The 20,331-nt window shown below is 69.7% G+C and carries 20 protein-coding genes; 4 read left to right on the forward strand and 16 right to left on the reverse strand.

Annotation, left to right across the window (positions count from 1 at the left end; all coding sequences use genetic code 11):
- Nucleotides 1-641: 641 nt before the first annotated feature.
- The 3 genes from OG440_RS38870 to OG440_RS38880 all read left to right on the forward strand — a co-directional run bounded on the left by OG440_RS38870 (nucleotide 642) and on the right by OG440_RS38880 (nucleotide 2,601).
- Entirely contained in the window at nucleotides 642-1,454 is an 813-nt protein-coding gene (locus OG440_RS38870) for a GntR family transcriptional regulator (RefSeq protein WP_331752964.1), read from the forward strand.
- The gene (locus OG440_RS38875) at nucleotides 1,451-1,990 is read left to right on the forward strand and encodes a GNAT family N-acetyltransferase (RefSeq protein WP_331752966.1); all 540 of its coding nucleotides are present in this window, start codon (nucleotides 1,451-1,453) and stop codon (nucleotides 1,988-1,990) included. The genes OG440_RS38870 and OG440_RS38875 overlap by 4 nt, the downstream gene beginning before the upstream one ends.
- A 110-nt stretch (nucleotides 1,991-2,100) precedes the next feature.
- On the forward strand, nucleotides 2,101-2,601 hold the full coding sequence (locus OG440_RS38880) for a GNAT family N-acetyltransferase (protein WP_331752968.1): 501 nt from the start codon (nucleotides 2,101-2,103) through the stop codon (nucleotides 2,599-2,601).
- A gap of 4 nt (nucleotides 2,602-2,605) precedes the next feature.
- Here the strand turns inward: OG440_RS38880 and OG440_RS38885 are convergent.
- From OG440_RS38885 to OG440_RS38920, 8 genes are all read right to left on the reverse strand, one after another.
- A protein-coding gene (locus tag OG440_RS38885; RefSeq protein WP_406011644.1) for an IS5 family transposase occupies nucleotides 2,606-3,480 on the reverse strand; the annotation gives its coding sequence in 2 pieces (ribosomal slippage) (nucleotides 2,606-3,105 and nucleotides 3,105-3,480; 876 coding nt in all).
- A 631-nt stretch (nucleotides 3,481-4,111) separates the two neighbouring features.
- Entirely contained in the window at nucleotides 4,112-4,831 is a 720-nt protein-coding gene (gene lexA, locus OG440_RS38890; protein ID WP_331752972.1) for a transcriptional repressor LexA, read from the reverse strand.
- A gap of 135 nt (nucleotides 4,832-4,966) precedes the next feature.
- Nucleotides 4,967-5,440 (reverse strand): hypothetical protein, encoded by a 474-nt coding sequence (locus OG440_RS38895; RefSeq protein WP_406011609.1) that lies wholly within the window; start codon nucleotides 5,438-5,440, stop codon nucleotides 4,967-4,969.
- A 156-nt stretch (nucleotides 5,441-5,596) separates the two neighbouring features.
- Nucleotides 5,597-6,589, reverse strand: coding sequence for a DNA polymerase thumb domain-containing protein (locus tag OG440_RS38900; protein ID WP_331753501.1), 993 nt, complete (start codon nucleotides 6,587-6,589; stop codon nucleotides 5,597-5,599).
- 5 nt (nucleotides 6,590-6,594) lie between these two features.
- Nucleotides 6,595-10,041, reverse strand: a complete 3,447-nt coding sequence (locus OG440_RS38905) for a DNA polymerase III subunit alpha (RefSeq protein WP_331752975.1) — start codon at nucleotides 10,039-10,041, stop codon at nucleotides 6,595-6,597.
- Between the two features lie 207 nt (nucleotides 10,042-10,248).
- Entirely contained in the window at nucleotides 10,249-11,496 is a 1,248-nt protein-coding gene (locus OG440_RS38910) for an aminotransferase class V-fold PLP-dependent enzyme (protein ID WP_331752977.1), read from the reverse strand.
- A gap of 126 nt (nucleotides 11,497-11,622) precedes the next feature.
- The gene (locus OG440_RS38915; RefSeq protein WP_331752979.1) at nucleotides 11,623-12,519 is read right to left on the reverse strand and encodes an alpha/beta hydrolase; all 897 of its coding nucleotides are present in this window, start codon (nucleotides 12,517-12,519) and stop codon (nucleotides 11,623-11,625) included.
- A gap of 2 nt (nucleotides 12,520-12,521) precedes the next feature.
- Complete coding sequence (locus OG440_RS38920; protein ID WP_331752981.1) at nucleotides 12,522-13,028, reverse strand: GNAT family N-acetyltransferase; 507 nt, start codon at nucleotides 13,026-13,028, stop codon at nucleotides 12,522-12,524.
- 212 nt (nucleotides 13,029-13,240) lie between these two features.
- Here OG440_RS38920 and OG440_RS38925 point away from each other — a divergent pair, with 212 nt between their 5' ends.
- Entirely contained in the window at nucleotides 13,241-14,110 is an 870-nt protein-coding gene (locus tag OG440_RS38925) for an RNA ligase family protein (RefSeq protein WP_331752983.1), read from the forward strand.
- Nucleotides 14,111-14,173: 63 nt separating this feature from the next.
- Here the strand turns inward: OG440_RS38925 and OG440_RS38930 are convergent, their stop codons facing one another.
- The 8 genes from OG440_RS38930 to OG440_RS38965 all read right to left on the reverse strand — a co-directional run bounded on the left by OG440_RS38930 (nucleotide 14,174) and on the right by OG440_RS38965 (nucleotide 20,271).
- Nucleotides 14,174-14,620 carry a hypothetical protein gene (locus tag OG440_RS38930; RefSeq protein WP_331752984.1) on the reverse strand — a complete coding sequence of 149 codons (447 nt, stop codon included), beginning with the start codon at nucleotides 14,618-14,620 and terminating at the stop codon, nucleotides 14,174-14,176.
- A gap of 137 nt (nucleotides 14,621-14,757) precedes the next feature.
- On the reverse strand, nucleotides 14,758-15,666 hold the full coding sequence (locus tag OG440_RS38935) for a hypothetical protein (protein WP_406011610.1): 909 nt from the start codon (nucleotides 15,664-15,666) through the stop codon (nucleotides 14,758-14,760).
- Nucleotides 15,667-15,856: 190 nt separating this feature from the next.
- Nucleotides 15,857-16,333, reverse strand: coding sequence for a hypothetical protein (locus tag OG440_RS38940; RefSeq protein WP_331752988.1), 477 nt, complete (start codon nucleotides 16,331-16,333; stop codon nucleotides 15,857-15,859).
- 128 nt (nucleotides 16,334-16,461) lie between these two features.
- A complete protein-coding gene (locus tag OG440_RS38945) occupies nucleotides 16,462-16,782 on the reverse strand; it encodes a hypothetical protein (protein WP_406011611.1) in 321 nt (106 codons plus the stop codon).
- A 72-nt stretch (nucleotides 16,783-16,854) separates the two neighbouring features.
- Entirely contained in the window at nucleotides 16,855-17,499 is a 645-nt protein-coding gene (locus OG440_RS38950; RefSeq protein WP_331752991.1) for a DUF721 domain-containing protein, read from the reverse strand.
- On the reverse strand, nucleotides 17,496-18,884 hold the full coding sequence (locus OG440_RS38955) for a transcriptional regulator (RefSeq protein WP_331752993.1): 1,389 nt from the start codon (nucleotides 18,882-18,884) through the stop codon (nucleotides 17,496-17,498). Before OG440_RS38955 ends, OG440_RS38950 begins: the two co-directional genes overlap by 4 nt.
- Nucleotides 18,885-18,973: 89 nt before the next feature.
- Entirely contained in the window at nucleotides 18,974-19,471 is a 498-nt protein-coding gene (locus OG440_RS38960) for a hypothetical protein (protein WP_331752995.1), read from the reverse strand.
- On the reverse strand, nucleotides 19,471-20,271 hold the full coding sequence (locus tag OG440_RS38965) for a sortase (protein ID WP_331752997.1): 801 nt from the start codon (nucleotides 20,269-20,271) through the stop codon (nucleotides 19,471-19,473). The genes OG440_RS38960 and OG440_RS38965 overlap by 1 nt, the downstream gene beginning before the upstream one ends.
- Nucleotides 20,272-20,331: the final 60 nt, after the last annotated feature.

A 20,331-nucleotide genomic window follows, 5' to 3' on the forward strand; every position in this document is an offset into this window, starting at 1 on the left:
GGCGGGGGACTACCAGTGGCCGAAGCCGCCGGTGTTCGCTGAGTTCAGGAACACCGGCGACTGCGATTACTGGTGCGTGCGCGGCGCCACCGCGCGGTGATCTCATCTGGACGCGGGCCGGTCCTGCCTAGGGAGATCCGTCCCAGGCGGTCGTTCGGCTCAAGGCCGCGTCGTTCTTTTGAGCCGGTTGCGCGATACGTCGTGGGCGGTAGCCCTTTCTCGGCCGGCTGGTCTCCACTCGCCTCGGCCGGGATGGTCACGGCCGTCCTGCTGCGGTGGATCACTCTTTGTAGTTGTGAAGAGACACCCCACGCCGTCGTTCCGCTCGCTTTGCGGGGCGAAAGAACTTCAGGCGGAACAGATGCCACAGGCGAACGAGTGTGCGAATCAACGCGCATACGGCATGTGGCGTATCTGTCTCTTCCGGGGCGAATCTCCCGTTCCGTCGCAACCTGACATGTCAGGTTGCGACGATCAAGACGTTAAGGGGTCGACTGTCGAGCCGTCAAGACCTGACATGTCAGGTTGAGTTGGAGGTGGCTGTCCGCCACTGAGATCAGGCCGCACAGGCGCTGTACCTTGGCCAATCTGTCTGCCCTGTGGGATCGGACCTGACGTGTCAGCTTGTAATGTGTGCGCCCATGACGACGACGAGCCCGCCTGGCGCGGAGGACCGGTGGACGATCGAGACGGCCGCCGCCAATCTGCGTGACCGGATTCGGGCTGGGGAGTTCCGGCGGCCCGAAGGCTTGCAAGGACAGCTGCCGCCCGCCGGCACTCTGGGTAAGCACTACGGACTGAGTCGCAACGCGATGAACAGCGTGATCGCGAAGCTGCGCAGTGAGGGCCTGGTCGAGACGCGGCCAGGAGCGCGAGGCGCAGTGGTCCGTGACTGGCAGCCGCTGGTATTCCTCCCGCAGCAGGAGTTCGAGGCCGACACTGGCCCGGACGCCGACCTGCTCACCCGGCTGGTCGAGGCAGCTGCGCGCAAAGGTGAATCCCGCATAGAGTCCGTCACCGCCGAGCCGGCCGACGAGCGCATCCGGAACAGGCTCGGCCTACGGCCCGGCGAGCACGTTGCCGTACGCCGGCGGACAAGCGTGGTCGACGGAGTCCCGGCACTCACCGACGACTCCTACGTGCCGTTGCGTCTAGTGGACGGGTCTGACTGGATGCTCCCCGTCAACGTGGCCCGCGGTACCAACAAGGTGCTGGCGGAGCTGGGCTACGAACTGGTGCACGCAGTAGACGAGTTGAGGCCACGCAACACCACCGAGGAGGAGAACCACCGGCTCGGACTCGGCGCCGGCGGTTCCGTCCATTGCATCGAGCTCCTCAGCACGGGACTCGACCGCTCCGGCATGCCGGTGCAGGTCACCATGCTCACGCTCCCCGGGCCGCGGAACACCGTGGTCTACGAACGCCGCAGACCGCCTGGCGAGGCCGCCGAGTGAGAATCACCAGAGCCACCCTGGCTGACATTCCTCGTCTCCAGCAGTTCCGCACAGATGCAGCCGCGTGGCTGGCTGGCCAGGGAAGTGACCAATGGTCGACTCCCTATCCAGAAGAGCTCCTTCGTCAAAGCATCGCGGCAGGCGAGGTCTTCCTCGTCCACGACCTCGTCAGCACCGACCCGGTGGCAACCGTGACGCTGGACGCCAAGGCCGATCCGGTGCTGTGGACACCAGAGGAGATCCAGGAGCCTGCCCTCTACGTGCACAAACTCACGGTCGCCTGCCCCGGGAGCCGTCGTGGGCTCGGGAGCCGCATCCTGGACTGGTGTGGTGACCAAGCAGCGCGCACGGGCGCTCGCTGGCTCAGACTTGATGCCTGGACGACCAACACGCGCCTGCACGCCTACTACCGCGCCCAGGCATTCACCCATGTCAGGACCGTCTACGCCGATGAGGCCTACGGTTCGGGCTGGGTCGCTCAACGCCCGGCGGCGATCAGCCGCACCTCGCTCTTCGACGGGACTGAGAGTCTCTAGCCGGCCAGTTCCCTCTCCGGGCGCGTGCGGTGACTCCTGCTAGGGCGTGTATCGAAAGTGGATCAAGATAGTCGTTTTAGCCCTGGTATGTGTCATGCGATGCTCAGGTCATGACTGATCAACGCGAGGTTGCCATAGTCCGCTGGCCAGGTCAGGCGCCTTCCGCCCAGGATGGGCTGGCAGATCTGCTGGCGGCCTACCATCTGCAGACGCAGGCCGAGAAGGGCGAGGCCGTCGCCGGTGTGGATGGGTTGCCGGAGCGCTACCGGGTAGAGATCGCGGATCCACAGGCCGTGTTCGTTGACGATGTCGTGCTGCTGGCTTTGAGCGGGAACACTGCGGTGGGCTGCCTGGTGGTGACCGCTTCTGTCGACGGACGGTCCGAGGTCAAAAGGCTCTGGACAGACCCGGCGTTCCGGGGGCGGGGCATCGCGTCCAGCCTGGTCAGCGCCGCGCTCGTGCATGCTGCGGAAAGCGGCGTCAGCGCGGTGCGGCTGTCGGTGTGGAAGTGGCGGGCAGGCGCGATCGCCCTGTACGAGCGGCTCGGATTCACCGTCACCGAGTCGTGGGACGAGCGGGACCAGCTGGTCTGCATGGAACGAGCCGTGTGAGTGGTCACAGCCATTCGTTGATGGCCGCGACGAGGACGGTCGCCTCGTAGCGGACCGCGAGCTTGTCGTACCTCGTGGCCACGGCGCGGTGCCTTTTGAGGCGATTGATGCCGCACTCCACTGCATGCCGAGCCTTGTAGTCCGCCAGGTCGAACTTCGGCGGCCGACCGCCGCGGGAGCCGCGTTTCTTGCGGTTGCGGGCCTGGTCGGCCTTGTCCGGGATGGTGCAGCGGATACCGCGTCGGCGCAGGTAGGCGCGGTTCTTGCGGGAGGCGTACGCCTTGTCGGCACGCACTCGATCGGGGCGAACACGCGGCCTGCCCGGCCCCAGCCGGGGGACCCGGATGCGGCCCAGGACGACCTCGAACTGTGGGGAGTCGCCGCGCTGTCCGGCCGTGACCACGATCGACATGGGCTTCTGTCCCTGCTCGACGGCCAGGTGCAACTTGGTGGTCAGGCCGCCGCGTGAGCGTCCGAGTCCGTGATCGTCCGGCTCGGTGGCGATTCCGCCGGGCGGCTCCTTCTGCAGATCCCCCTTTTCCGCGCCCCGGCGGCATGCTGGTGGGCGCGCACAACGGTGGAGTCGACGTTGATGTCCCAGGCAATCAGGTCCTTCGCGTCAGCCCGGGCCTGCAGTTGAGTGACGATCCGCTGCCAGGTGCCGTTTCGCTGCCAGCGACGGAACAGGTCATACACCCGGCCCCACGGCCCATACTCCTCGGGCACGTCCCGCCAGGGGATGCCGGTACGGACCCGGAAGCGTATGCCGTCGATCAGCTGCCGCCGGGTCCATATCGGCGGCCTACCGGGCCTCTTACCCATGGGCAACAGCGGTTTCAGCACTGCCCACTGTGCGTCGGTCAGATCTCCACGCGCCACGGCCAAGATCATCCCACCGCATGATCCACTTTCGGCACACGCCCTAGCGCCACCTGGATGAATTCATGATCCACCGGCCCGGAGCTGGATCGGTCACCTCGTGCAGGGCCGGAACTCGTCGATCGTTGACCGGAATCGTGTCTCCGTAGGTCCAACTGGAGAGCTCGCCGTCGTGGTGCAGCCCGTACACGAACGCGACTGGGTGGGATGTACTGCGAGCGGCCGCCACCGTACTCAGCAGGCCGGTGACTAGCTCGCCGCCACGTGCGGCTGGACAGGTGGCCACCTGTATCCACGGCCCGTCAGCTCCCAGGAACCGGCCCATGATCCGGGCCGGTTCCCCGGTGATGGGGGCGGTGGGTTCTCCACCAGATGGCGGGCCCCAGAGGTCAACAGCCACCAGGTGATCGGCACGAAATAGCCGGTCGCCAGCGACTCGCAGCCATGTCATAGCGCACATACGCGTTGCGTTCCTTTCCCGGTCGGGAAGCGGAACTTACGGTCGCGCCGCTGTGGACAGAGACGTCGGAGTCCCTAGCTGCCATCGGCGCGAACCCATTCGGTGTGATCAAGGCACTGGCATCTGGTGCGAGCGAGCTGAGCGTCGGGGTGACGGAGGCTGCCGCTGGTCCTACAGTCTGCGCAGGACTGCGGTGACCTTGCCCAGAAGGGTGGCGTACGTGCCGTCGATCGGCGTGAAGACCTCGTTCTCGGGCATGAGCCACACCTGCGAGCCGGACCGCTTGAGCCGTTTGATCGTGGCCTCGCCGTCGATCATCGCCGCGACGATGTCGCCGCTGACGCAATCGGCCTTTAAGCGGATGACCACCTGGTCGCCGTCGAGAATGTGGGCGCCGACCATCGAGCAGCCGGACACGGTCAGTACAACCAGGTCACCGTACTCGCCGGCGCCGACGATCTGGCGGGGGAGGGCGAGGACGTCCTCGATGTGTTGCTCGGCCAAGCTGGGGGTCCCGGCTGGGATGCGGCCTACGAGAGGTGCGTGAACAACCGGCGGAGCTTCCTCGGCAGGGGCGCCGTCGGCGGGCCCGGACCCGGTGTCCGCTGTGCGGGTGAGGGCGGGGTCCACGGGCACGTAGGTGCGCGGCCGGGTTGGATCGCGGCGCAGGAAGCCCTTGCGCTCAAGCATTCGCACTTGGTGGGTTACTGATGAGGTGCTCGCGAGTCCGACCTTCTCACCGATCTCGCGCATCGAAGGGGCGTATCCGCGCTGGCGAATCGACTCCGCGATGCAGCCCAGGACTTCGCGCTGACGGCCGGTCAGCCCGTCCTCGCCCTCCTCGACGCCGGGCGGGCGGCCAACTGACCTCTCCGCGCGCTCGTCCCCCATCGACGTGCTCCTCTCGTGATCAACCGGGGGAGACGCTACCTCGAACCTCGCGCCCAAAGTACAGATGTTCGCCATCCGGCCGAGCAGCGGATTCGTACTTTGCAAAGTATGTTCTCGACGCTCATCGCGGACCGGTCAGAACTGCGGGTGTATGTGAAAGCGGGCGCCGGCCTGACGGCCGTTCGCGGCGGCGTTGTACTCGAACGGCAGGTACGCGCGGGCTCCAGTTGCCATGCGGAGGCCGACGCCGGGATGCCGTGCGGGGATGTCGCGGTCGCTGTAGGCGTAGGCGCTGGTGATCTGCGGTGCCAGCCCGGTGCTGAGCAGGGCGGCGAGGTAGAGCTCCGCGCGGGCGGGTGTGATGGCCTGATTCGCTCCGTACAGCGCGGGGAGCGGGGGAGGAGTGGCCGGGCGGGCTGCCGTTTCTGTCTGGGAATCGCCGCTGGTTGCGGCGGACGTGGTGATGGCCACCCACAAACGGGCTCCGCTGGTGAAGGTGATCAGCAGCCCGAACGGGCGCGTCTTCTCGTTCCACGCCTCGGCGGCGGTGATGTCCGGTCCTTTCGACAGGGCCTCGACACACAGATCCTGGACCTCTGCAGGAAGCACGGCGGTCTCTCCTTGGTCGTGTGGGTGTTCGAACACTGTATCGGTGGTCTCTGACACTCATGCCGCTGAGCTGGGCCTTCGCTCCATTCTGGCTGGGTAGGCGCTCCGGCCCTGGCCTGGGGTGGTGCAGGTGTTGGGCCCCTGCGTACGGCGGAGTTATGCCGACGGCGAGGCGAGTGCGGCAGGCATGAGGGCGCTCTCGCCGAAGCGAGCTCGGACGCGGTCGGCCGCGGCTTCGAGTAGCAGTTGCTTCTCCGCGGTGGGGTCGAGGCTCAGCTGGCGGTGTGCGTGTTCGCCTGGACTGAGGGCTTCGGCGCGCAATGCGATGGACCGTACGCGGGCGCGCTGGAGGGCGAGGAGTTCGTAGAGGGCGTATGCGTGGTGGGTCAGCGGCGTGGTGTGGCTGGTGGGTTCGGGAATCGTGCGGCTGCGGGTGGTGGCTGAGTCGTCGGCGTACCGGACGGTGAGGGCGAGCCGGCCGGCTGCGGTCTGTTCGGTTCTCATGCGGGTGCCGAGTCGGTCTGCCAGGGCGAGCAGGGCGCACCGGTGCTGGGCGGGGTCGATCTCGTCGTGAGGGAAGCGGTGTTCTGTGCTGAGGCTTCGGGCGACGGGTTCGGCTACCACGGGGCGATCGTCACGGCCGTGGGAGTGCTCGTGCAGGGCTCGGCCGGCGGCCGCGCCGAGGAGGCGTTGCAGGGTGAGGAGAGGGGTGTCGGCGACGTCGCCGATGGTGTGCAGTCCGTGGCGTGCCAGGGTGCGGGCGGTCGCGGGGCCCACGCCCCAGAGGCAGGCGCTCGGGCGGGGCCGCAGGAATGCGCGCACGGACGCCGGATCGGACCCCACGACGGTGATCGACCCGCGCGGGGCGGCGGCGGCCGCCATGGCGGCGAGCATGCGGTTGGGCGCCGCCCCGACCGTTGTGTGGACGCCGAACCACGCGAGGGTTCTGATCCGTGCCAGGTCGCCGAGGCCGCGGGGGCCGCGTTCGAAGTAGGCGGTGGCGCCGGTGATGTCCAGGTCGGCGCTGTCGGGGGGCAGGGCCTGCACGTGCGGTGTGATGTCCTGCAGCAGGGACACGAGTTGGGCGTGCAGGTCGGGGTCCTTGCCGGGCAGGTGGAAGTGTGTGTGGAGCACGTAGCGCTGCCGCATCGTGATCACCCGGCGCTTCCGGGGCTGGTGTAGCCGAGCGTGGTGAGGTCTGCCGACCGGGTCCCTGGGGGCTCGAGATCCGCAAAGGGGTGAAGGCGCGCGCCGGCGGTGCCGTTGGCCAGGGTGTACTGCGGCGGTTGCGGCGGGGTGGGCTGCGGCTGGCTGCGGCCGAGGATGCGCAGGGCTGCTTCGGGGCCTTCGTCGCGGCGCACGGCGGCGAGCTGGTCCAGGTCCCAGACCATGGCGCCGACCACGGTGCGGCGCGGGCCGCGGCGCTGCACACTGCCGCGTACGAGGAGCAGCCCCGAGTGGAAGACGGTGTGCGCGCAGGCGGCGTGGGAGTCGTCGAAGAAGGCCACGTCGACCATGCCTGAGCCGTCCTCCAGGCTCAAGAAGATCACGCGCCTGCCGGAGGCCAGGGGCGGAGTCTGGGTGGAGGACCGGACACCGGCGACGAGAACGGGCTGGCCGGCGTGCAGGTTCTGCAGGTGGGCGGCGTCGACGGCGCCGATCTCACGCAGCAGGCGGTGATGGTGCTCCATGAGGTGGCGGGAGACGTCGGCGGACAGGACCGACAGCTCGGCGCCGAGGGCCTCCCGGTCGGTCATCTCGGGCAGTCCGCTCGGCTCGGCTGTGGTCAGGGTGCCGCCGAGGGCGAGCTGTCCGTCTCCGGGCCGGATGCGCTGATGGCGGTGGAGTTCAGTGATCTGCAGCAGAAGGTCACGTCGGGTGAGCGGGCCGCGCAGCGCGTCGAGAGCGCCGACCTCGGCCAGGCGCTCGGCGGTGGGCCGGGACGGGCGGGCGCGCTGCCACAGGTCCTGGAGCGAGGTGTACGGCTGGGCGGTGGCGATCCGTTCCGCTTCGCCGGCGGCGATGCCCTTGAGGGTGGTGAGGGCCAGCCGCACGCCGAGAGTTCCGTCGCCGGTGGCCTCCACCCGGTGGCTGACCTGGGAGTGGTTGACGTCGACGGGCAGGACCGGCACGTTGTGCCGGCGCGCGTCCGCGATGATCACCCGGCGCGGCCACATGCCAGGGTCATACTCCAGCAGCCCGGCGTAGAACGCGGCCGCGTGGTGGGCCTTGAGCCACGCCGATTGAAGAGCCGGCACCGCGAACGCCACGGCGTGCGCTCTGCAGAAGCCGTAGGCGCCGAAGGCCTCGAGGACGTTCCAGACCTTGTCCAGGACGGCACGTTCGTATCCGCGTGCCTGGGCCTCGCGCAGGAACCAGGCTCGGACCTTCGGCAGGCGGTCCTTGTCGCCGAGCGCGCGGCGGGCCAGTTCCGCCAGGGCCAGGTCGCATCCGGTCAGCACTTCGAGGATGCGCAGGATCTGCTCGTGCCAGATCACCACTTGATACGTGTCCCGCAGGACGGGTTCGAGGTCCGGGTGCAGGACCTCGGGCGCGGCGCCGTGACGTGCGGCGATGAAACGTTCGGGCATGCCCGAGGCGACGGGGCCGGGACGGAACAGGGAGATGTCGGCGATCACGTCCTGCGGGGTACGCGGCTGCAGCCTGCCCACCAGGTCTCGCTGGCCAGGACTCTCCAGTTGAAAAAGTCCTATTGTGTCACTATTTTGGATTATTTTGAACGCCCAGAAATCGTCGAGCGGGACCTGCTCGCCGTCGTCGAGGTCGACCTCCTGGCCGGTCGTCCGCCCGATCTCCTGGACGGCGTACGCCATGGTTGACTGCATACGAACGCCCAGAACATCCAATTTTAGGTTGCCTAGATCCTCTACGTCCTCTTTATCGGCCAAAACCATAGGAAGTCTGTTTTCTGGCGTGGGCTGCACCGGCAGGCGGTCGAGCAGACTCGCGTCGGACAGCAGCACACCGCACGGGTGCATGGCCATGCCTCGGACCAGTCCGTCGAGCCCCTCCGCCAGCTCCCACAGCGGCCCGTACCGGCCGGCCTCGGCGGCCAGCGCGCGCAGCTCCGGCAGCTCGGAGAGGGCCGCGGTGATGTCGCACGCTCGGATGTGCGGAAACGACTTGGCGATGCGGTCGATGTCGGCTGGCGCAACACTCAATGCGGCTCCGGCATCCCGGAGGGCGTGGCGGGCGCGGTAGGTCTCGGGCATGCCGGTCACGGCGACGCGCTCGGGGCCGAACCGGGCGAGGATCTGGTCGTAGACCTCCAGCCGTCTGGCGGACTCCACGTCGATGTCGATGTCGGGGAGCGAGGCCCTGCGCTCACTGAGAAACCGCTCGAAGAGCAGGCCGTGGCTCAAGGGATTCGCCGTGGCGATGTACAGGGCGTGGTTGACCATGGAGCCCGCCCCGGACCCGCGGGCGGCCACCCGGATCCCGAGCTCCTGCCTGGCGTCGGCGACCACCTGAGCGACCGCCAGGAAGTATCCCTCATACCCGAGCCGCGTGATGACCTGCAGTTCCTCGGCCAGTCGTTCCATGGCGGCGGGGTCACGGTCCAGGCCGCGGCGCACCATGCCGGCTTCGCAGCGCTCCCGCAGCAGCCGTGCGGCACCGCCGGGGCCGGGGACGGCGCCCACGACCTCGGGCTCCGGGAAGTGGGGGTGGCCCAGGCCGAGGTCGGCCTTCGCGTCCACCTGGCACTGGGCGGCGGTCTGCGCGGTGTCGGCGAGCAGGCGGGCAGCACGATCCGGGCCGGCTCCCGCAGCCTCGGCGATCCGGCCGGCGACAGCGGTCATCGCGGCGGGTCCCTTCAGCCAGCGCTCGCCGCTGTCCAGCCGGCGCCGGTCGATCGGCTGCAGCAGCCGGGCGGCATCCAGGACGTCGGCCAGGCGGTGCTGATCAGCGTCCGCGTACCGCACGGCATTGGAGACGACAACCGGGATCCCGAGCCGGTCGCCCAACTGCAGCGTGCGTGCCGCAAGCCGGAGCGAGCCCGGCCCGGTGCCCGCCAGCCCGTACCACAGCACCTCCAGGCGCAGCGCCGGACCGCACAGCTCCCGCCACGGCGCGAGCAGCCGCTCCGCCACGTCCGGCCGGCCGGCGGCGAGCGCGCGCACCGGTTCCGACACCGGGCCGAGCAGCACCGTGAGTCCGTCGACGCCCCACGCGGCCAACGCCTCGCCCGGCAGCACCGGCCGGCTGCCGCCGGTCGCCGCGTGCGCCGCGGAGGTCAGCCGGCACAGTCGCGCCCACCCAGTCCTGTTGCGGGCCAGCAGAGTGACCCTCAGGGGCGGCTCGGCGATGAACGCGCCGCCGCGCACCGGGGTGCGGCGGCGTGCCTCACGTCTGGGGGGAGCGAACGGGGCGACGGCGAGGTCTATCCCGAACAGCGGCCGTACGCCGGCGGCCGCGCAGGCCTTCGCGAAGCGGACCACGCCCGTGGTGGTGTCCCGGTCGGTCAGTGCCATCGTCGTGATGCCCCGCTCGGCAGCCCGCTGCACCAGGTCGTGGGGCAGGGAGCCGCCGTACCTCTGGGAATAACCGGAGGCGACGTGCAGGTGGGCGAAGCCCTCCATGGCGTCCTCCGCTCGTGCCCATCGTCATCGCGCTCCTCGGGACCCCTCCCTGATTCGAACGTTCGTACGATTGAGGTTAGCGTGCGAGACAGCAGTTCGTAAAAGGGGCGGGTGCGGCGTTCACACAGACGCAGGCCCCTCCCAGCGGCCTTTGAGCCGAACTGGCGGATATCTGCGGGCTGTTCGGGGACTGCCGGGCGCTGCAGGTCAGGAGGCGACGGTGGCGGTGATGTCCCGGCAGAGGGCATCGACGGCCTGGCGGGTCACGTGGCCGACGCACACGATGTGTGCCCGCATGCCCTCGGGAGCGAGGTGATAGCGCCGCACGACCGCGGGGGAGGGGCGGTCGAAGGTGACGGTGAGGGAGTCCGGGAAGCGCTGCGGTCGCGCGCCCGCATCCTCCAGCCGCTCGGTGGCGTACTGCGCGACGTCCAGGCACCGGCGGACGAGGCCGCGCACCCCCTCGTGGCCCAGGGAGCGCAGGCGGGCCCACAGGGCCAGGGCGGCCAGGCCGCTGCGGGAGCAGCCGAGCGTGTGGTTGACGGCGCCGGTGTACTCGGCGTCGGGCGTGTGCCACGTAAGACGCCGCTGGCTGAGAACGACACCACAGGCGAGCGGCGAGCCGAGGATCTTGTGACCGGAGATCGACAGGGAGTCGGCCCCGGCGGTGAAGTCCCAGGCGGGCCGGGAGGGGGCATGCGCGGCTACAAGGCCGCCACTGGCTGCGTCCACGTGCACGTAGACCTGCCCGGCCTCGGCCGCGCTGCGCCGCAGGCGGGGGACGTCGTCGACCGCGCCCTGCATCGTGGTGCCGACGGTCGCCACGACGATCGCGCCGGGACCGCCAGCGAGATCGGCGCCAGCCCGTTCGTGACGTGCGGCGTGACGCAAGTGGTCGATGTCGGTGGTGCCGTCAGGGTGCGAGCGCACGACGACCCGCCTCATGCGCAGCAACTCGGCAGCCCTGGCGACGCAGTCGTGGGCCTGGTCGCTGGCGTAGACGGCAGCGTGGGGAAGGACCTGGCGGGCGGTGGCGAGCCCGTAGAGCACGGACTCGGAACCGCCGGCGGTGATGTAGCCGTACACCTCGTCCGCTCGGGCGCCGGCTGTCTCGGCGAAGAAGTCGATGACGGCCCGCTCGTACGCCTTGACGTGGATGTTGCTGTGGTCGCCGCTGTCTGGATCGCCGACGTTGTTCAGCAGGACTCCCAGGCCCGGGCCGAGCTGCCGGCTGAGGTCCCAGTCCAGGTTGCCGGGGAAGCCGAGAATGCGCGGCTGCTGGCTGTGCAGCTCGGCGAAGAGACGGTGAAGGTCCGCGGTGTCGGAGTCTGCGTCATGGGCAGCGCGGCCTATCGCCAGAGGCTCCTGCGAGGGCACGGACAGGGCCGGCTCGGGCGTCGTGGCTGTCCGCAGCAGGCTGTCGTCGGGGGAGAGGGGGGCGGTCTCGAGGGACATCGCGCGCTCCGGAGTCAGGAGGAGGCCGGCGGTAGGCGCCGGTCGCCCAGGAACCTGGACGACGCGACGATCTTCAAAGAGGTCACCTGTGGACAGGCGGCCGCCGCCGGCGCCTCCCGGCAGCGGTCAGGCCGAGGCGAGCGCTCTGCGCCGACGGCGCAGCAGGGCCCGCCAGGGGTGTGCCGTCCTCAACGCGGCCAGGCAGGCCTCCTCCAGGGCGGCCAGGACGGCTTCGGGGTGCTGGGTCGGGAGCCGGTGGCTGCCGTCGGGGACCACATGGACGCGCGCGGTAGGAATCTCGCCGGCCAGTCGCAGCGCGTGGACCGCGGGAATCATCTGGTCCGCCTCGCCGACGAGGATGTGCACCGGAATGCGGGACAGCGCCCGCAGCCGGCCCGCGACGTCGTGCTGCATCAGGGCCTGGAACCACAGGGCCGCGACGTCGATGGGCGGCTGCACGTACGGTCGCGGGCGGATCTTCGTGCGCACGTACCCGGCGGGCCGCGGTGCCCGCAGGGCGACCGCGGCCATGGTGTGCCGGGTCAGCCCGCGCAGCCGCCTGGGGAAGGGATGACCCGGCGCGGACGTGTCGAGGCCGCCGCTCGTCGTGGCAGCCAGAACGACAGCAGCAACCTTCTCCCCGATGAGATGGGGATGCTGCGCCGCCAGCCCCAGCGCGGACATCCCGCCCATCGAGTGCCCCACCAGGACAACCGGCAGCCGGCCGGGGGCAGTCGCGGCGATGACCGCCTTGAGATCGTCGGCGAGGAGCGCGGTCGACGGCCGGGCACGGCCCTGCGACGAAGCACCATGACCGCGCTGGTCGTAGCGCACCACACGGGTGCGGCCGGTCGGCAGCTGGCGCACAAGCTCGTCCCAGGTCGAGGCGGCGGCTTGCCAGCCGTGCGCGAGGACGATGACGAGCTCGGGATGGGGCGGGCCATCGACGTACAAGGCGAGACGGGCGCCGTCGGGACGTTGCAGCTCGGCAGGGCCGGACTGGAAGGGGGCGGTGGTGATCACAGCTATCGCTCCACGGTCAGCGTGATGTCGAGGGTGGGCCCGTGCGCCGGGGGGATGACGGCGCCGCGGCGGCGGAGGATGCGCAGCATCCGCCGGTTGGTTGCGCCGGTCAGAACCGAGACGGCGTGGCAGGAGGGATCGGCACGCGCCGCGTCCAGCGCGAGGTCCGCCAAGCTGCCACCCAGCTGCTGGCCCTGCCATGCGTCGTCGATGAGCAGAGCGAGCTCGCGGACCGTCGGTGTGCTGGTGTGCAGCAGATGGGTGACGGCGATGACCACTTCGTCTGAATCGGCCGGGGTGGTGACCCAGGTGGAGCCGGCGTCGAGGAGGTGCTGGTACTCGGTCTCCTTGAGGCTGCTGCGGGCGCATTGGTAGCGCGCGAACCTGGTCGCGAGCGAGCAGCGGTTGTGGAGGGCGTTGATGGCGGGCAGGTCCTCCGGAACGGCCGGGCGGGTGGAGGACGCAAGGACAGCCGTGGGCGAGGGCTGCTGAGTCTGGGGCGGGGGCACGTTGGATCCCTTCGGTTCGTCGCGGCGGGCTGGGGGAGTGGGCCCGCCGGGGCGTGCAGCGGGTAGTGCTCGGCCATGACGTTGCTCCGGGCGCCTTGTGGACAGAGTCCGCAGCCGTGGGCGCTGCTGGATGGATCACCTGCCGCGTGTAGGCCCGGTGTGGGTGTTCACGCCGGAGTGCACTGCAGTGGTGTGGGGAGCAAGGTGAGGACGTGGAGTTTCCCGTGTCGCTTGCGCTGGCCCAGGCGGTGGCTTCAGCGCCGGCCGGGACTGGCTGGTGGGCGGAACCGAAGTTCGACGGGCATCGGATGGCGGTGTGGCGGTTGGAGGAGACCGTTGTCCTGCAGTCCCGCACCGGCAGGGACGTCACCTCGCAGTGGATGGACCTCGCGACAGCCGCGATGCGGCTCCGGCCGGGCACCGTGGTCGACGGGGAGGCCGTCGTCTACCGGGACGGCCGCATCGACTTTTCCGCCGCGCAGTCTCGGGGCGCTTCCACTCCGGCCCGGGCCCGGGCGCTCGCTGCAGAGCATCCGGCCACGTATGCCGCCTTCGATCTCTTGCTGCACCCCGACCGCGGCGACGTTCGCCAGCTGCCCTGGCTGGACCGGCGTGCCCTGCTGCTGGACCTCTTCGAGGACCTCGCACCGTCACCGCTACAGGTCGTGCCGGCGTCCGACGACCGCGACGTTGCCGCGACCTGGTACGACGCCCTTCGCGCCCAGGGCGTGGAAGGGCTGGTCTGGAAACACGAGCGGTCCATCTACAAGGGCGACCGCCGGGTGTGGTTCAAGCAGCGGCATGCCCACACCGTGGACGCCGAGGTTCTCGGCTACACAGGACCGGTCACACGCCCCCGTCACCTTGCTCTGCGGCTGCCCGACGGCCGAGTGGCGCTGTCACAGACACTGCTCGGCCCGCTCGCCACGCAGTTGACCGCCCGGCTTGCGCCATCGGCTCCCCTGCGGCAGGCCCGAACGTCAGAGGGTGACACGTACGCCGTCGCGGCCCCGGGGCTAGTGGTTGAAGTACTGGCCGGCACCACGCGTCACGCCGTCGTCACCGTGACACGACTGCGATGAGTGACCACCGAGCGCTCCGCGCGCAGCTCTGGAGCGCGCTGCGGAGTCTCGACGCCAGCGTTGTCAGGTGCCCGAGCGCAGAAGGGGCACAATCTGATCCCGCAGCGCCGGGTCGGTGTCGAGGGCCCGGCGAAGCCTGATGGGGTCGGCGGCCGCCAGGTACGCCCTGTCGGTGACGAGTTCGCTGAGGAGGCCGCCTGCTGCTGCATGGGTCGCAAGGTGATCACGCACGTAGAGATCGGCGTTTGCCCAGTCGTGGCGGCTCTCTCGACCGGTGCGTCCCCTGAGATCCATCAGCGCCAGGGTGATCGACCGCTGCGCGTCCGGCACGGCCTCGGGACGAAGTTCGTCGGCGAACGAGGCGTGCCCCAGATGGTAGACAGACCGCTCGGCGGGGTCGAGTTCCTCAACGAGGAACTCTGCCGCGGCTTTCACTACCCAGCCGAGATCGGCATAGGCGACCCTGTGGCCGACGGCGGACGCGGCCGCCTTCCATACGTGAATGGGCATCCCGGATCCCTGTGCGAGGGCCAGAACCCCCAGGAGGAGCCGGCCATGAGCCTCGCGCTCGCCCAGAGCCTCGCGCAGGGCCCAGCGAACCGCCGGGCTTACAGGATCAGCGTCACGTGAAGCCGAGAATGCGTCCGTCACACCGTCACCTGTCCAGCCTGGAGATCCAGTGAAGCGCGCCCGCAGCCGACGGGCGGCATCTGCAGGGCTCTCACCGGCTGGAGCCCTTGGCCGGCCTGCGCTCCCCCAGCATGCCGCTCTGCACGTTCCCTGACTGTCGCGTCCAGTTCGGGGTCCCGAAAGGACCTTGCCGCAAGGCAGTCGGCGACGAGGAGGTCGAGCGCGCGCGCATGGTGGGGCTCGGCGTCGGCCCGCTCAGCCAGGGTGTGCGCGAGTTCGGTGAAGTCCGGTCGCCTCAGCCGGATCGCGGCCATACCGATGACGTTGCGCCATGCGGGCTCGTGCGCCATGGACGACATCAGCAGCCGCCGATCGTCCTCCTCTGCCCATTGGCTGAGGTAGAGGGCCCCGAAGTAGTCGCGGACGAGCGGATGTACGAACGCGAGCCCGCCGTTCGGGGTTGACTCCAGCGCGCAGGTCTCCCGCAGCAGGTCGTGGAGTACCTCCTCTGTGGTGCCGGTGAGTTGATCAGGCATGAGCCACGGCCTCCAGGGGGCGATGGCTGCAACTGCCTGCACCGGGCTGACGGAGTCGAGGCTGCGCTCGATCAAGTGGAAGGCCAGAAGCTGGAGGAGTTGGGCACTTCGGCCGTCGGCCGGGTTGAGGGGGCTGGACCCTTGGGGGAGGCCGGCACTGGTCGGGGGCACCCGAATGGCCAGGTTTTCGCCGAGGAGCGCGTACAGGGGCCACGCGCCCTGGGGGAAGTGCCCGCGAAGCCTCTGGTGCAGGTCGCACAGCACATCACACAGAAATGCGCTGGTGAACAGTGCAGCAAGCTTCGGACGTTGACGAACCTGCGACAGGAACATGACTTCATCGGCGTCGGATCCGGCATCCGGATGGGCCAGAAACCAGTCCGAGATCATGCGTTCGGGATCTGATGCCGCAGGCAAGGGCATGAAGAAGCCTTCCAGAGCTCGAGGTCGAAGCCACACTAAGGCTGGAGCGGCACGACAGACCGTCCATCTCTAAATTCCCTGAGCCTCGCCTTCATGTCAAGTTTAACGAGTCGAATTTAGATGGATCGTGGAGGTGGTTGGGTGGAGCTGTCTGTTCTCAGCGGTCCCTGCCGGGCCGGGGCACCAGACGCAGCGACAGCTGTCTGTCCGGGTAGAGGGGCACTTCGGCGGCCACCTCCGGGGACAAGGTGTCAGCGCGGACGATCAGGCACGGCCCTTCGTACGCGAAGCGCGCCCAGCGAACGGCGGCGCGGCGACTCCACTCCCAGCGCAGCACCCCGCCCTCGTGGGAGCAGACGATCCAGTCCAGGTGTCCGTCCCGGTGCCGAAGCCACAGCAGGAACAGGATGAGGCCCACGGCCCCCTCAACGCCCGCCCACGGCACCAGCAGCGGGCGGCCCATCGGTGAGGCCCAGGCCAGCAGCAGCGCCAGCACGGCACCGGTACCCCACGTGGCCCACACGGCGAACGGCCGCCGCGGCATGAGGCGGAAGCCGGGGACCAGGACTGCGATGAGAAGCCCGCACGCCACATACAGCGGCGCGTGTCGCCCGCTCGCCGCAGCGAGCGTCACACAGAATCCGGTGCCGCAGAGGAGAGCCCCGAGCGCTGTCCGTTCGCGATGACGGGCTGGCCCTGGTGCCTCATCCAGAGGAGCTGATGCCGTCGTCGCAGTCACCTTCGGGTCGGGTGAAGAGGTGCTCATGCCGAGGCCGTCCCTTGGCCGCCGCGGGGGGAGCGCCTCAGCTCGGCAATCTCGGCCTCCAGGAGCTCCAGCCGCTTGTAGAGGTCGTCGAGCTCGTCGTCTGTGATGGTGGACGCCGTACGCCGCACTGCCGGCCTGTCGTCCTGGCCGTCGGCTGGAACCTCCTGCAGCAGCCGGATGCCACGGCGTGCAAGCAGGCGCGTCACACCGGCGTCACTCGACGACGGTGTCGCCTCGCACGGCTGCTGCTGCACCAGGCTCAGGAGTTGAGCCCTGACCTCCTGGTGGGAGGGCATCGATTTGGACGCGTCGAGCATGTTCGGAAGTCCGTTCTGTGCGAAGTTATGGGCGGCGCGTGCGGGCCGTTCGCGGTCAGATGCGGCGGCCGGCTACCCGCTTTCGTCAGGAGGTCGTCCGTCGGTCTCCTCCGCGCGGCCAGGCGGCACCGGGCCGGTACGTCGGTGGCGAAGACCTGCACGGGCCTGCAGGTACATCGTCGGAGGACCGCCAGGCTCCAGACGGTCGGCCTGGGGCGACCGGGCAGCCTCTTCGGGTGCGCTGGGACGCGGTGAGCGGTCGGCCGCTCGGCGGCCGGCGCCGGGCTGCTGAACCAGGATCTTCCGGATAGCCTGCCGACCGGTCAGCTCGTTCGCGCGCCGGATCAACTCGGCGCTGCCCAGACGGGCTTGGGTGGCCCATGCGGTGGAGTCCGCGGCGACGGTGAGGCACCCGCTGTCCTGGTCGTACGACACGGGCCTGACGTGAGCCGCGAGCTTTGTGCCGGCGATCTCGTCCCACTGGTCCGTGACCGACCCCGCGGCCGCCGGCTCCTCCCAGCCGCGTTCGGTGAGCAGCCGGGCGATGGCCTCACCGAACGCCATCGGGTCCCGGCCGTCGCGGCGTGCTGCCGCCGGCTTGCCGCGCCGGACTGTGCGGGCGACGGGTCCCTCGTCGCCCCGCTTCTGAGCGGCCAGACGGGCCGCTCGCAGGGCGATGCGAGCCAGGTCCGCGCCACTGGGCTCCGGTCCGCTCATCGCGTTCCTCCCCCCGCGTGCAGCACGAGCCGGTCGGTTCCGCGCAGACGCAGGACCTGGTCGACCAGGCGGTGCGTGTACAGGCGCCGTGCGTACGCCTCCCCGCACATCTCGATGGCTGTCTCGACCAGGGCAGGGTCCCGAAGGGCTGCGCTGCGAAGGTCGATGACTTCCTCCCGGGTGAGCTGGGTGAGGTCCGCCTGGCCGTCCTCATCGAGGGCGAGCGAGGCGAGCGAGTGATCCTGCTCGCGCGGAGGCTGCAGGCATGCGAAGGCCTCCTTGACCTGACGCGCCAGAGCGCGGCTGGAGGGCGCCTGCCACTCACCGGACCACTCGGCATGCCGCTGCGCAGCAGCCTGCGACGAGTCACGCCAGGCTTCGACGAGCACCGCTCGCTTGGCCGGGGTGTCGTAGAGCTTGTGGGCGCTGCCGAGTCGGTAAGCGAGGAACCCGGAGGGCCGGTTGACGCGCTGTGCCGGTGCCAACTGGCTCAGCAGGGCGATCACTTCGTCAGCGGTCCAGCCCGTGTCCGCGACATGCCTGACGATCCATGCGATCCGCGCCACGGAGGCGCGGTGCAGCCAGCCGACACGCTGAATGAGCTCACCGGCGAGCTGGAAACGGCGACCGGTGCGGTTCAGCTTCCGACGAGGGCTCTTCTCGGTGGTGGTCTGCTTCATCCCTCCGAGCTCGTTCTCAGGGGGGGAGGAGAGATCACCCGCAGAGGAAAGACTAGAAGTACCAACCACCATTGGGGTGCAACCCGCCCGGCCCGAAGTAGGCCTACCGGCCCGGCGGTTGGTGACCTTTGTCCGCTTTTTCGTGATGGGGCGGCGGGCCTTTTTGTACAGCTTCTTCATCAGCGGAACGCCTTCGGGAGCGAGCCCGCGGACCGAGCGGATCAGACGGTCGGAGGGACCGGTGCGCAGCCCCACGGCCTCGTCGAAGACGCGGGGAATCGTGCGCAGGAACTCACTGGCGCGACCACCGACGCCGGCGATTCGCGTGCCCTTGGAGCCGTACGTCAGCAGGCCTGTCTCACGCAGGATGCGCAGGTGGTACTGGATGGTGCGCTCGGAGAGCTTCAGCCACTCCATCAGACGGGCCACACCGGGGCGGCACACCTTCAAGTGCGCCATCGCCCGGGCCACCCGCAAAGTGGTGTCCCCGACCCTCCTGGGGCCGTGAGCGCGGTCGCGGGCCTGGTACTTGCTGTGCTCGTGGAACCAGATGACCGCCTCCAGCCAGGCGTCACCATGGGGTGCAATCCGGCCGTCGGTTGAGCAGAGCCACTGACCTGACGAGGCCACGGTGAAATCAGCGGCATCGGCCGCGCGCGGGCTGGTCTGCGCGGACGACGCGGGATGTGCAACGGGCGTAGACAAGGGAGATCCAGGGTTCTGGGTGCGCGAGAGGGACCCGTGGCGGCACGGGCCTGAAGAGGGCAGCCGGGCGCGCGGGGGCGCCCGGAGGTTCAGCAGTCGAAGGCGAGGGCCATCTGGAGCGGCTCGTCCTGCTCGGACTGAGCCGAACCGTGAGAGGAGCCGGCCTCAGGAGTTCCGGGCCTCTGCCCGGGCACGCCGTGGTAGCCGGGCATCCCTTCGTGGATGGGATTGCGGCACACGTTCCGAACGACCACGGGGGAACGCGCCTCCTCGGCAACGAGAGCCATGAGGCGCCGGACGTTCTTGGGCGACAGCTTGGTCACGGCGCGCACGCGCCGGTAAGAGGCACCCTTGGAGATCATATTCATGGCCAGCAGTTCGCGGTGCGCCCGGTCTTCGTTGTAGACCGGCCAGAGCCGGGCCGGCTGCACGGTGACCGACGTGGACTCGTTCTCCGCGTCCTGGTCCGAAACCGCGTCCTCTGCTGCTGCGTCGGCGGCGGCCTGCTGGGCAGCCAGATCCTGCAGGTCGGCGGCCAGTGTGTCGAGGTGCTCCGGGTCCGTCGGCGGCTCTTGGGGTCGGGACATCAGGCACCGCCCTTAGCTGAGACGAGGTCGGCCTCGACGACGACGCGCTTGGAGTGGCCGGTGGCGGGCCAGCAGGTCACCAGGGTCAGCTTCGCCGTGGTGGGCGTCGCGGCCGGTCGGCCGGGAACCTGCGCGATGACGTCGACGTCGGTGGGATTGACCGTGAGGGTCCGGGCCACGGAGTAGGTGTAGGTGACGCGGTGGGCGGTGGTGACCGTGATGGTCGCGCCCTTGGTGATGCGGTCGATGTTCCGGAACGCCGGATCACTCACGCCCGACCGGTGGCCGGCGAGGGCGAAGTTGCCGATCTGGCCGGGCTGTTCGGTGCCCGGGAAGTGACCGACGCCGGCGCGCAGTTGCCGGTCGGTGATGCCTTCGTAGACGGGCTGGGCCCAGTCCTTGCCGAGGGCGGGGATCCGCAGCACCTCCGTGATGCGGCCACCGGGACCGGTGCCGGGTGTGTCGCCGACGGCGTGACCCTTTTCGGCGGTGGGGTTGCTCGCGCCCCAGGTGTTGAGCGTGCGGGTGGCCGCGGCGCGGGCCTCGCTGGTGCGGTCTTTGGCGGGTGAGTTCGGGTTGGCGGTGCCGGTCAGGGGATCGGGGCTGGCCGCGGTAGCGGTGGGGTGCGGTGTCGCCGCGTCGGCGGTGGGGGAGTGGCTTGCGCTCAGCGACCAGGCGAGAGCGGCGAGGCTGAGGGCGCCCGCAGCGGCGACGGTGATCGTGATGCGGCGCGCGGCGGGTCGGGAGGTCGGCAACTCGCGCGGGGATTCGGCGTCGGACGAAGCGTTCGTGCGGTGCATGAGGGGTTCCTGCGAGTGAGATCGGCTGAGGCAGGACGGCGGGACGGCGACAGGTGTATG

This window comes from Streptomyces sp. NBC_00637 (assembly GCF_045161545.1).
GTDB lineage: Bacteria > Actinomycetota > Actinomycetes > Streptomycetales > Streptomycetaceae > Streptomyces.

Coding starts and splice junctions, on each gene's coding strand:
- OG440_RS38910 (WP_331752977.1), bottom strand. CDS start 11,496: ATGTCCCTCGAGACCGCCCCCCTCTCCCCCGACGACAGCCTGCTGCGG.
- OG440_RS38965 (WP_331752997.1), bottom strand. CDS start 20,271: ATGCACCGCACGAACGCTTCGTCCGACGCCGAATCCCCGCGCGAGTTG.
- OG440_RS38945 (WP_406011611.1), bottom strand. CDS start 16,782: ATGCTCGACGCGTCCAAATCGATGCCCTCCCACCAGGAGGTCAGGGCT.
- OG440_RS38930 (WP_331752984.1), bottom strand. CDS start 14,620: ATGCCCATTCACGTATGGAAGGCGGCCGCGTCCGCCGTCGGCCACAGG.
- OG440_RS38880 (WP_331752968.1), top strand. CDS start 2,101: ATGACTGATCAACGCGAGGTTGCCATAGTCCGCTGGCCAGGTCAGGCG.
- lexA (WP_331752972.1), bottom strand. CDS start 4,831: ATGGGGGACGAGCGCGCGGAGAGGTCAGTTGGCCGCCCGCCCGGCGTC.
- OG440_RS38960 (WP_331752995.1), bottom strand. CDS start 19,471: ATGTCCCGACCCCAAGAGCCGCCGACGGACCCGGAGCACCTCGACACA.
- OG440_RS38905 (WP_331752975.1), bottom strand. CDS start 10,041: ATGGAGGGCTTCGCCCACCTGCACGTCGCCTCCGGTTATTCCCAGAGG.
- OG440_RS38950 (WP_331752991.1), bottom strand. CDS start 17,499: ATGAGCGGACCGGAGCCCAGTGGCGCGGACCTGGCTCGCATCGCCCTG.
- OG440_RS38870 (WP_331752964.1), top strand. CDS start 642: ATGACGACGACGAGCCCGCCTGGCGCGGAGGACCGGTGGACGATCGAG.
- OG440_RS38900 (WP_331753501.1), bottom strand. CDS start 6,589: ATGCGGCAGCGCTACGTGCTCCACACACACTTCCACCTGCCCGGCAAG.
- OG440_RS38935 (WP_406011610.1), bottom strand. CDS start 15,666: ATGATCTCGGACTGGTTTCTGGCCCATCCGGATGCCGGATCCGACGCC.